This window comes from Streptomyces sp. S6, assembly GCF_054880855.1.
This window is the reverse complement of record NZ_JBTYMC010000238.1, coordinates 1-10,353: the sequence shown is the minus strand read 5'-3', so window position 1 is coordinate 10,353 and position 10,353 is coordinate 1. Positions and strand designations below refer to the sequence as shown.

Genomic DNA, 10,353 nt, shown 5'->3' with positions numbered 1-10,353 from the left:
GGCGGTGAGGGTGCCGCCCATCGCCTCGACGAACCCGCGCGCGACGGCAAGTCCGAGGCCGACCCCGGCGCCGCGCGGGGCGTCGCCGTAGCGCTGGAAGGGGGCGAAGATGCGTTCCTTGGCCTCGTCGGGCACCCCGGGCCCGCGGTCCACGACCCGCACCTCGACCCGGTCCGACAGGGCGCTCGCGGCGACGAGCACGGTCTGCCTCGCCGGGCTGTACTTGACGGCGTTCTCCACGAGGTTGGCGACGGCCCGCTCCAGCAGCCCGGCGTCCACGGACACCATGGGCAGCGTCTCCGGGACGTCCAGCTCGACGCTGTCCTCGGGGACCCCGCCGAGCGCCATCGGCACCACCTCGTCGAGGTCGATCTCCCGCACGATCGGCGTGACCGTCCCGGTCTGGAGCCGGGACATGTCGAGGAGGTTCCCGACGAGGTGGTCGAGCCGGTCGGCGCCGTCCTCGATCCCTTCGAGCAGCTCCGCCCGGTCCTCCTCGGACCAGGCCACGTCGTCCGACCTGAGGCTGGAGACCGCCGCCTTGATCCCGGCGAGGGGGGTGCGCAGGTCGTGGCTGACGGCGGCCAGCAGCGCCGTGCGGATGCGGTTGCCCTCGGCGAGCGCCCGCGCCCGGTCGGCCTCCTCCTGGAGCCGCCTGCGGTCGAGGACGACGGCGGCCTGGGCCCCGAACGCGGCGAGCACCCGCCGGTCCTCGGCCGGCAGCACCCGCCCGGTCAGCGCGAGCGCCATGTGGTCCCCGACCGGCACGTCCACATCGGCGTCCTCGGGCCGCTCCACCTCCCGCCCGAGCCCGACGCGCCCGGCGCAGGTCCACGGCGCGACGTCGCCGTCCCGCTCCAGGAGGGCCGCCGACTCCATCCCGAACGTCTCCCGCACCCGCTCCAGGAGGGCCTCCAGGCTGGTCTCCCCGCGCAGCACGTTCCCCGCGAGGAAGGACAGGATCTCCGACTCCGCCCGCAGTCTGGCCGCCTGGTGGGTGCGCCGGGCGGCGAGGTCGACGACGGACGCGACGGATATCGCCACCCCGACGAAGATCACGATGGCGACGATGTTCCTCGGGTCGGCGATCGTGAACCGGTGCAGCGGGGGTGTGTAGAAGAAGTTCAGCAGCAGCGAGCCGAACGCCGCCGAGGCGAGCGCCGGCAGCATCCCGCCGAGCAGGGCGGCGGCGACCGTCAGCGCCAGGAACAGCAGCATGTCGTTGGCGAGGCCGAGGTGGACGGCGTTCAACAGGACGGCGAGGCCGGCCGGGCCGCCGACCCCGACCAGCCAGCCCCACAGGATGCGGGCCCGCCCGAGCCGCGCTCCCCGGGCGACGGGCAGGCCGCGGCCCTTGGCGACCTCTTCGTGGGTGACGATGTGGACGTCCAGGTCGGGGCCCGAGTCCCGGGCGACCGTCGTCCCGACGCCGGGTCCGAGCATGTACTGCCACGCCTTGCGCCGGGACGACCCGAGCACGATCTGCGTCGCGTTCGCGCCGCGGGCGAAGTCCAGGAGGGCGGCGGGGATGTCGTCCCCGACGACGTGGTGGAACGTGCCGCCCAGGTCCTCGACCAGCGTGCGCTGTACGGCGAGTTCCTTCGGGGAGGCGGAGGTGAGGCCGTCGCTGCGGGAGATGTACACGGCGAGGACCTCGCCGCCGGCGCCCTTCTCCGCGAGCCGCGCCGCCCGCCGGATCAGGGTGCGCCCTTCGGGGCCGCCGGTCAGGCCGACGACGATGCGCTCGCGGGAGCCCCAGATCGCCGAGACGCGGTGCTCGCTGCGGTACTGGTTGAGGTACTCGTCGACCCGGTCGGCCACCCACAGCAGGGCCAGCTCGCGCAGCGCGGTGAGGTTGCCGGGGCGGAAGTAGTTCGACAGGGCCGCGTCGACCTTGTCGGGCTGGTAGATGTTGCCGTGCGCCATGCGGCGGCGCAGGGCCTGCGGTGACATGTCCACCAGTTCGACCTGGTCGGCCCGGCGCACCACCTCGTCCGGCACGGTCTCGCGCTGACGGACCCCGGTGATCGACTCGACGACGTCGCCCAGTGACTCCAGGTGCTGGATGTTGACGGTCGACACGACGTCGATGCCGGCGGCGAGCAGTTCCTCGACGTCCTGCCAGCGTTTGGCGTTGCGTGAGCCCGGGACGTTCGTGTGGGCCAGTTCGTCCACCAGGACGACCGCGGGGGCTCTGTTCAGGACCGCGTCGACGTCCATCTCGGTGAACGCGGCGCCCCGGTAGTCGATCTCCTGCCGCTCGACCTCTTCCAGGCCGTGGAGCATCACCTCGGTGCGGGGGCGGCCGTGGTGCTCGACGAACGCCACGACGCAGTCCGTGCCCCGCTCGACCCTGCGGTGAGCCTCCGACAGCATCGCGTAGGTCTTGCCGACGCCCGGCGCCGCACCGAGGTAGATCCGTAGCTTCCCGCGCGCCATGCCCTCATTGTCTTCCGTCGGCCACCATGTGTGCAGCGGAGACGTTACGACCCTTTCGTCGGACAAATCAGACACTCCTTTCTCCGCCGCCTCACCTTTGACGCAACCCTGACACTGCGCCACCGCTCCGGCCGGTCCGGTCGAGCCCTCCTTGCCCCTTCATCGCACGGAGCCCGCCGACCGGTTCACGATCCGCGGGATTTTTTTCCGGCCGCACGAAACCCGCATGCGAGAGGGCCGGACCCCCGAAGGAATCCGGCCCTCTCCAGCCTGTGGAGACCGCCCGCTCAGCGCACCTCGGTGATCTCCGGCCCCCGCTGCAACTGTCCCATGCCACCGGAGAAGCGCGAGCCCTCCTCCTGCTGCTGGACCCCTTCGGGCACCATCTGGGCGTCGTTCGGCAGCTTGAGGACGATCGGGTCGCGGGGAGCCATCGGGCCCTCGCCGCGTACGACGACCGTGTCCCGGAAGATCTGCTCCAGGAGCCCTGCGGCCTGCGGCTGCACCGCGCCCTGCCCGGAGATCACCCCGCGCAGGAACCAGCGCGGCCCGTCCACGCCGACGAACCGCACGACGTGGAACCCGCTCTGCCCGTCCGGCAGCTGCACCGGAACCTGCGCGCGCAGCTCCCAGCCCAGCGGCCCCTCGACCTCGTCGATGATGCCGCCCTGCTGGGTGATGCCGGAGGCGATCTCGTCGCGCACCTCGCCCCAGATGCCCTCGCGCTTGGGCGCGGCGAACGCCTGGAGCTGGACGGCGCTGTCGCGCAGCACGACGGTCGCCGCGACGATCGCGTCGCCGGCGACCTCGACCCGCAGTTCCATGCCGTCGACGCCGGGCACGAAGAGCCCGCCGAGGTCGACGCGGCCCTCGGCGGGGTCGCTCACCTCGGTGTCGTCCCAGGGGCCGTCGGGCCGGGGCTCGGGTTCGAGCCGCGCGCGCTCGCGCGGGAGCCCGTCGGTGTCGTCCGCCTCAGTGTCGACGCTGTCGACGACCTGCTCGGCCTCGCCGGCCGCGCCCTCGGCGGCATCCTTCTTCTTGCGACGTCCGAACACGTCACTGTCCTTCCCGGTCGGATACGACCGAAGCGTATCGATTCCCACCCGTTGTGCCGCCCGTGGCGGCGTCACCGGTCGTACTGTCCGTCCCCACCGCGGCGTGGCCGCCGGTGGACCCGAAGCCCCCCTCGCCCCGAGCCGAGCCGGGAAGTTCCGCGACCTCCTGGAAGCGGACCCTCTCGACCTGCTGGACGACCAGTTGGGCAATCCGGTCGAAGCGCTCGAACCGCACCGCCTCGCGCGGATCGAGATTCACCACGATCACCTTGATCTCCCCACGGTACCCGGCATCAACCGTCCCCGGGGCATTCACAAGGGCGACTCCGCACCGGGCGGCGAGCCCGGAGCGGGGGTGCACGAAAGCGGCGTAGCCCTCGGGGAGGGCGATGGCGATCCCGGTGGGCAGCACGGCCCGTTCTCCGGGCTTCAGCTCGCACGCCTCGGTGGTGCGCAGATCGGCTCCCGCGTCACCGGGCTGCGCGTACGCGGGGAGCGGTACGCCGGGGTCGACGCGCCTGATCCGCACGTTCAGGGGTTCACGGCTCACGGGTTCACCTCGAAGGCGCGTACGCGCCGCATCAGGTCCGGGTCGTCCCGTACGGCCCGGATCTCTTCCGCCCGGCCGTGGTCCGCGAAGTGCGCGACCCCGACCTCTATGAACAGGGCGTCCGCGCGGACGGCGACGGGCCCGTCGGGGCCGCCGATCCGGCCGGTCGCCGTGGAGTAGACCTTCCGCCCGTCGACCGCCTTGACCCGGCCCGCCAGGTGGAGCGTCGTCCCTATGGGGACGGGCCGCACGAAGTCGGTCTCCAGCCGGCCCGTGACGGCGATGGTGCGCAGCAGCCAGTTCAGCGAGCCGAGCAGCTCGTCGAGCGCGGCGGTCAGCACCCCGCCGTGGGCGAGGCCGGGGGCGCCCTGGTGGGCGGGGCGTACGGCGAACTCCGCGCTCGCCGAGACGCCCTCTCCCGCGCGGGGCGCGAGGTGGAGTCCGTGGGCCTGGCCCGCACCGCATCCGAAACAGTGTTCGTAGTGGGTGCCCAGAAGCTCACCGGGCGCGGGAGCGTCGGGGTGCCGCACCGGTTCCAGGGCGCCGGCCGGAGGCTGAAGAGCTGCGGAAGTACCACTCACAGCCGCAGACCTTACCCGCCCGCCCCTCACCCTCGGCCCCCCTGTGCTCACCGCTCTTACCCGCCGGTCACCTCCACGCGCCCCGCCCCGGCCCCGGCGGTGCCCGTTCCCCGTGCCAAGCTTGGCCCATGCAGCTCTCCACGGCCCCGTACGAAGAACGCCTCACCGCCCCTCGCTCGTGGTGGTTCCTGTCCTTCCTCGTGGGCGTCGCGTGCGCTCTGGTCCTGCTGCCGTTCGGCCCCCTGCCGCTGTTCGGCGGCCTGGTCGGCGGTACGGCGGTGGCGGCTGTCGTGGCCAGCGCGTACGGCTCGCCGCGCATCCGCGTGGTGGGCGGTTTCCTGATCGCCGGGGACGCGAAGATCCCCGTCACGGCGCTCGGCGAGGCGGAGGTCCTGGACCAGGAGGAGGCGCGCGCCTGGCGCACGTACAAGGCGGACACGCGCGCGTACCTGCTGCTGCGGGCGTACATCCCGGGCGCGCTGCGCGTGCTCGTGACCGACCCCGAGGACCCGACGCCGTACCTGTATCTGTCGACCCGGGAGCCGCAGCGGCTGGCCCAGGCCCTCAAGGAGGCCCGCGAGGCCACCGTCTAGGACGCCGTCAGCGCCCGAGCGACTTCTTTCCGGACCGTTCGTCGATGACGAGCGGGTCGGCCGGTTTCTCCAGGGGCGGGAGGGCGGGCAGGGCGTCCCAGGGGACCTGGCGCTCTCTGAGGTCCTCGCGGAGTTTCGCGGCGAGTTTTCTGGTGTCTCTTCGGTTCATGACGGCCCCGACGGCGGCGCCCACCATGAAGGGGACCAGGTTCGGCAGGTTGCGCACCATGCGCTTCATGATCTGCTGGCGCAGTTCGCGCTTCATCTGGCCGCCGAGCGCGGAGTTCACGGAGGACGGCTTGAGGATGTCCACGCGGCGTTCGCCGGACCAGGAGCGCAGGTAGGCGGTGCTGCGGTCCTTGAGGCCGCCGGGCGGGCGCAGGCCGTACACCTCGTGGAGTTCGGCGATCAATTTGAGTTCGATCGCGGCGACGCCGGTGATCTCCGCCGCCAGTTCCGCGGGCATCGCGGGCGGGACGGGCAGCATGGCGGCGGCGCCGACGCCCGCGCCGACGGTCGCCGAGGCGTTCGCGGCGCCCGCCACGAGCTTGTCGGCGAGTTCCTCGGGTCCGAGACCGGGGAACTGCCGCTGGAGCGTCCGGAGGTCGCGTACGGGGATTCTGGGGGCGATCTCGATGATCCGGTCGGCGAGGTACCCGAGACCCGCTTTCGCCCGGCTGCGGCCCTTGTGGACGCCTTCCCGGGCCAGGTCCCGGGCCCTGTCCCTGATCACCGCGGCCGACCGCCTGGCGACGGCCGCGGTGCTCTGTTCCGGTGCCGGGAGCCCTGAGGCTCCGGTCCCGGCCGGTTCGAGCGAGGTCGATCCTGCTTCGGATGAACCTCGCTCGTCGTCACGCACGCCGAGAGGGTCGTACTCGTACGGCCCTTTGTCCGCTTTCCGCAAGGGGAAGCGGCGCTTCCGAGGAGAGGTCGAGCCAGTCACGGCCGACCCTCCCTCAGTCGCAGTCGCGGCAGATCGGCTGACCGTTCTTCTCGCGGGCCAGCTGGCTGCGGTGGTGCACCAGGAAGCAGCTCATGCAGGTGAACTCGTCCTGCTGCTTGGGCAGCACCCGGACAGCCAGCTCCTCGTTCGAGAGGTCTGCTCCGGGCAGTTCGAGGCCCTCGGCGGCCTCGAACTCGTCGACGTCGACCGAAGAGGCCGACTTGTCGTTCCTCCGGGCCTTCAGCTCTTCAAGGCTGTCGGAGTCGACATCGTCGTCGGTCTTGCGTGGGGTGTCGTAATCGGTTGCCATATTCGCTCTCCCCCTCTGGGTGAATGAGGTGTCTCCAGCGCACGTAACGCGTGAGAGGCCGGACTTGTGCCCGCCTTGAGGCGGAGATTTTGCCTCACATCAAGGTCTGTTACTCAATCGACACCCGACCGGAGCCCTCGCGGGTGATCGGGTCGGTTGGCGATCGGGACCGTACACGGTCCGAATGTCGCACTTCAAAGGCGTCCCACCGTGTACTTCCCGTCATCAGGACCCCCGAAAACCCGGATTTTCCGGGCCATACGACGACCTTCATGATCACGGTGAGTAGATGGCCGGAAATTCGCCCTTGTGATCGATCACACACATGAGCACGGGGAAGAAGCCCCGAAAATTCCGCGTAAAGCGAACACCCTCGCGTGTGTCGGCCCCATGATCTCAGAGGGGCAGGGTGACACGCATCACCAGTCCCCCTCCCTCCCGTGGCTGGGCCGCGATGTGCCCGCCGTGCGCCCGCGCCACCGACCTCGCGATCGACAGCCCGAGCCCCACCCCCTTGTCGCTGCCCGTGCGCTCCGTGCGCAGCCGCCGGAACGGCTCGAAGAGGTTGTCGATCTCGTACGCCGGGACCACCGGCCCGGTGTTCGACACGACCAGCACCGCCTGTCCGTGCAGCACCTCGGTGGTGACCTCCACCCAGCCGTCCTCCGGCACGTTGTAGCGCACCGCGTTCTGCACCAGGTTCAGCGCGATCCGCTCCAGCAGGACGCCGTTGCCCTGGACGACGGCGCTGCGCCGCTCGCCCCGGATCTCGACGCCCTTGGCCTGCGCCTCGCCGTGCGCCTGGTCGATCGCCTGCTTGGCGACCTCCGCGAGGTCCACCGGTTTGCGCTCGACGATCTGGTTGTCGCTGCGCGCGAGCAGCAGCAGGCCCTCCACGAGCTGCTCACTGCGCTCGTTGGTGGCCAGCAGGGTCTTGCCGAGCTGCTGGAGCTCCACGGGCCCCCCGGGGTCCGAGAGATGGACCTCCAGCAGCGTCCGGTTGATGGCGAGCGGCGTGCGCAGTTCGTGGGAGGCGTTCCCGACGAACCGCTGCTGCGCCGTGAACGCCCGCTGGAGGCGCTCCAGCATGTCGTCCAGGGTGTCGGCCAGCTCCTTCAGCTCGTCGTCCGGGCCGTCCAGCTCGATACGGCGGGACAGGTCCGAACCGGCGACCGCGCGCGCGGTGCGCGTGATGCGGCCGAGCGGTGTGAGCACCCGGCCCGCCATCGCGTACCCGAAGGCGAACGCGATCACCGCGAGCCCCAGGAGGGCCAGCAGGGAGCGGCTGAGGAGGTTGTCCAGGGCGTCCTGGCGGCGCTGGTCGATACAGGCGCTGATCGCCGCGTTGAACGTCGAGAGGGACACCTCTCCGTCGGCGTTGGACGCCGCGTTCACCGCCGGGCAGTACGAACTCGTCACGTTCATCTTGCTGCCGGTGATGATCTTGAACGGTGGCTGGTTCCCGGTGTTGATCGCCTGCGCGGCCAGCAGATAGATGATCGACAGCAGCAGGATGCCGGCGATCAGGAACATGCCGCCGTACAGCAGCGTGAGCCGTATCCGGATCGTCGGACGCAGCCACGGGAACGGCTCGGGACGGCGGGGGTCCCAGGTGGGCTTGGGGGGCGCCTGGGGAGGCGCGGGTGTCGCGGCCACGTGGATCAGATCCGGTAGCCGGAACCGGGCACGGTCACGATGACGGGAGGCTCACCGAGCTTGCGCCGCAGCGTCATGACCGTGACCCGGACGACGTTGGTGAACGGGTCCGTGTTCTCGTCCCACGCCTTCTCCAGGAGCTGTTCCGCCGACACGACGGCTCCCTCGGAACGCATCAGCACCTCCAGCACCGCGAACTCCTTGGGCGCCAGCTGCACCTCGCGCCCCTCCCGGAAGACCTCCCGGCGGTTCGGGTCCAGCTTGATGCCCGCGCGCTCCAGGACCGGCGGCAGCGGCACGCTCGTACGCCGGCCCAGCGCGCGCACGCGCGCGATCAGCTCGCTGAACGCGAACGGCTTGGGCAGGTAGTCGTCGGCGCCGATCTCCAGGCCCTCGACACGGTCGCTGACGTCGCCGGAGGCCGTCAGCATCAGCACGCGCGTGGGCATGCCGAGTTCGACGATCTTGCGGCAGACGTCGTCGCCGTGGACGAGCGGGAGGTCGCGGTCGAGGACGACCACGTCGTAGTCGTTGACGCCGATGCGCTCCAGGGCCGCCGCACCGTCGTACACGACGTCGACGGCCATGGCCTCCCGGCGCAGTCCGGTGGCCACCGCATCGGCGAGCAGTTGCTCGTCCTCGACGACGAGTACGCGCACGTCGCTTGTCCTTCCTGTGTCCACCCGCGTAGCTGTCCGAGCGCACGGGCAGGGGTTTCCAGCATCTGTGAGTCCCATCCTGCCCTTTTCGGCCATAAGTCGGCTGTAAGGCGGAGGAGGGCTCCGTGCGGAGGACCGGTGAGCGCCGGATGAAATGGAGGTGTGGGGTCCGGGAATGCCAGATTTTCTCGCCGGGTTGAGGTTTCCCTGGAAGGGAGCGGGGGGAGGAAGCGCTATACCCCGCGATCACACTCTGTCTGTGCCGCACTCCCGTGCGGTACGGCCGCTTTCTTTTCGTCTCGCCAGAGCGGACGTGGGTGTTCGGCACCGTCGCCACCCAGCGCGTCCGGTGTGCTGGGCATCTGCCGCAGACGTGATCGCCCCTTCCGACTGGCACACCCCCGTGCCATCGACCCACGACCCAGGACGAGGGGGCGCAGCATGGACGCTTTCACTACAGGACTCCTTCAGCGCATAAGGGCGACCGAAACCGACCTGAGCCGTGCACGTGACGAGGGGGACGACTTCCTCGTCGAGGTGGAGCAGGCGGAACTCGACGATCTGCGGCGGCTCGCCGCGGAGCACGGTGTCGAGGTCGGCGCGTAGCTCTGCCGCCCTGTGTGAGACGAGAGCCCCCGGCGAATCCAGCGCCGGGGGCTCTCGCCGTTCACGGGAGGGTGTCAGTCCCGCCAGGCGCCGAGGTCCTCCAGGAGTTCCTGGAGGGGGGTGAAGACCCCGGGGGGAGCCGCGATCGTCAGCTCCGTCGAGAGGGGGGTGTCCTTGCGGCCGCCCGTGAGCGCGCCCGCCTCCCGCGCGATGAGGTCGCCAGCCGCGTAGTCCCAGGGGTTCAGGCCGCGTTCGTAGTAGCCGTCCAGGCGGCCCGCGGCGACGTCGCAGAGGTCGATGGCGGCCGAGCCGCCCCGGCGGATGTCGCGGACCTGGGGGATCAGGGCGGCGGCCACGGCCGCCTGGGAGGTGCGGCGTTCGATGGTGTAGCCGAAGCCGGTGGAGATCAGGGCCCGCTCCAGCGGGGGCGCCTCACGGACCGTCAGCGGACGGGGTTCCCGCCCGTCGGCCGTGATCCAGGCACCCTTGCCGCGCACGGCCTCGTACGTCTCGCCCCGCAGCGGCGCGTACACCACTCCGACGACCGTCTCGCCGTCTTGCTGGGCGGCGATGGAGACGGCCCAACTGGGGAGGCCGTAGAGGTAGTTGACGGTGCCGTCGAGGGGGTCGATGATCCAGCGCACCCCGGAGGTGCCGGCCGCGGAGGCGCCCTCCTCGCCCAGGAAGCCGTCGTCGGGGCGGTGTTCGCCTATCAGGCCGGTGATGAGTTTCTCGGCCGCGATGTCCATCTCGGTGACCACGTCGACGGCGCTGGACTTGGTGTGGGCGACCGTGAGGTCGGTGGGGCGGCCGTCGCGCAGGAGGGTGCCCGCGCGGGCGGCGGCTTCCCGGGCCAGGCCGAGGAGTTCGTCGTACAGGGGCCGGTCGGACGCGGGCTGGGGCTCGTCGGTCATGGGGCTCCTCACGCGTAGGGGCTGTCGGCGCCCGCGGCGGCGGGCTT

General features: G+C 71.2%; 11 protein-coding genes. 2 read left to right on the top strand and 9 right to left on the bottom strand.

The window, feature by feature from the left end; translation table 11 throughout:
- The 4 genes from ACVNF4_RS26210 to ACVNF4_RS26195 form a co-directional block, all read right to left on the bottom strand.
- Positions 1-2,439, bottom strand: a 2,439-nt coding sequence (locus ACVNF4_RS26210) for a DUF4118 domain-containing protein (RefSeq protein WP_461805334.1), incomplete at its 3' end; no start/stop codon positions are given.
- A 287-nt stretch (positions 2,440-2,726) separates the two neighbouring features.
- A complete protein-coding gene (locus ACVNF4_RS26205; RefSeq protein WP_461805333.1) occupies positions 2,727-3,494 on the bottom strand; it encodes a DUF3710 domain-containing protein in 768 nt (255 codons plus the stop codon).
- Between the two features lies 1 nt (position 3,495).
- Entirely contained in the window at positions 3,496-4,044 is a 549-nt protein-coding gene (gene dut, locus ACVNF4_RS26200) for a dUTP diphosphatase (RefSeq protein ID WP_461805332.1), read from the bottom strand.
- Entirely contained in the window at positions 4,041-4,625 is a 585-nt protein-coding gene (locus ACVNF4_RS26195) for a PaaI family thioesterase (RefSeq protein WP_461805331.1), read from the bottom strand. Before ACVNF4_RS26195 ends, dut begins: the two co-directional genes overlap by 4 nt.
- A 128-nt stretch (positions 4,626-4,753) precedes the next feature.
- On the opposite strand from ACVNF4_RS26195, the gene ACVNF4_RS26190 reads away from it, so the two are divergent.
- Positions 4,754-5,218 carry a DUF3093 domain-containing protein gene (locus tag ACVNF4_RS26190; RefSeq protein WP_461805330.1) on the top strand — a complete coding sequence of 155 codons (465 nt, stop codon included), beginning with the start codon at positions 4,754-4,756 and terminating at the stop codon, positions 5,216-5,218.
- A 7-nt stretch (positions 5,219-5,225) separates the two neighbouring features.
- Here the strand turns inward: ACVNF4_RS26190 and ACVNF4_RS26185 are convergent, their stop codons facing one another.
- The 4 genes from ACVNF4_RS26185 to ACVNF4_RS26170 all read right to left on the bottom strand — a co-directional run bounded on the left by ACVNF4_RS26185 (position 5,226) and on the right by ACVNF4_RS26170 (position 8,786).
- On the bottom strand, positions 5,226-6,161 hold the full coding sequence (locus ACVNF4_RS26185) for a hypothetical protein (protein ID WP_461805329.1): 936 nt from the start codon (positions 6,159-6,161) through the stop codon (positions 5,226-5,228).
- A gap of 13 nt (positions 6,162-6,174) precedes the next feature.
- The gene (locus ACVNF4_RS26180; protein ID WP_043504706.1) at positions 6,175-6,471 is read right to left on the bottom strand and encodes a DUF4193 domain-containing protein; all 297 of its coding nucleotides are present in this window, start codon (positions 6,469-6,471) and stop codon (positions 6,175-6,177) included.
- A 396-nt stretch (positions 6,472-6,867) separates the two neighbouring features.
- Entirely contained in the window at positions 6,868-8,127 is a 1,260-nt protein-coding gene (locus ACVNF4_RS26175; RefSeq protein ID WP_461805328.1) for a sensor histidine kinase, read from the bottom strand.
- Positions 8,128-8,132: 5 nt separating this feature from the next.
- The gene (locus ACVNF4_RS26170) at positions 8,133-8,786 is read right to left on the bottom strand and encodes a response regulator transcription factor (protein WP_071369401.1); all 654 of its coding nucleotides are present in this window, start codon (positions 8,784-8,786) and stop codon (positions 8,133-8,135) included.
- 441 nt (positions 8,787-9,227) lie between these two features.
- Here ACVNF4_RS26170 and ACVNF4_RS26165 point away from each other — a divergent pair, with 441 nt between their 5' ends.
- Positions 9,228-9,392, top strand: a complete 165-nt coding sequence (locus ACVNF4_RS26165; RefSeq protein WP_187746768.1) for a hypothetical protein — start codon at positions 9,228-9,230, stop codon at positions 9,390-9,392.
- A 74-nt stretch (positions 9,393-9,466) separates the two neighbouring features.
- Here the strand turns inward: ACVNF4_RS26165 and ACVNF4_RS26160 are convergent, their stop codons facing one another.
- Positions 9,467-10,306 carry an inositol monophosphatase family protein gene (locus ACVNF4_RS26160; protein WP_461805327.1) on the bottom strand — a complete coding sequence of 280 codons (840 nt, stop codon included), beginning with the start codon at positions 10,304-10,306 and terminating at the stop codon, positions 9,467-9,469.
- Positions 10,307-10,353: the final 47 nt, after the last annotated feature.

What these genes read in the sequence shown, in the direction of transcription:
- ACVNF4_RS26190 (WP_461805330.1), top strand. Translation starts at nt 4,754, where the DNA reads ATGCAGCTCTCCACGGCCCCGTACGAAGAACGCCTCACCGCCCCTCGC.
- ACVNF4_RS26180 (WP_043504706.1), bottom strand. Translation starts at nt 6,471, where the DNA reads ATGGCAACCGATTACGACACCCCACGCAAGACCGACGACGATGTCGAC.
- ACVNF4_RS26165 (WP_187746768.1), top strand. Translation starts at nt 9,228, where the DNA reads ATGGACGCTTTCACTACAGGACTCCTTCAGCGCATAAGGGCGACCGAA.
- ACVNF4_RS26160 (WP_461805327.1), bottom strand. Translation starts at nt 10,306, where the DNA reads ATGACCGACGAGCCCCAGCCCGCGTCCGACCGGCCCCTGTACGACGAA.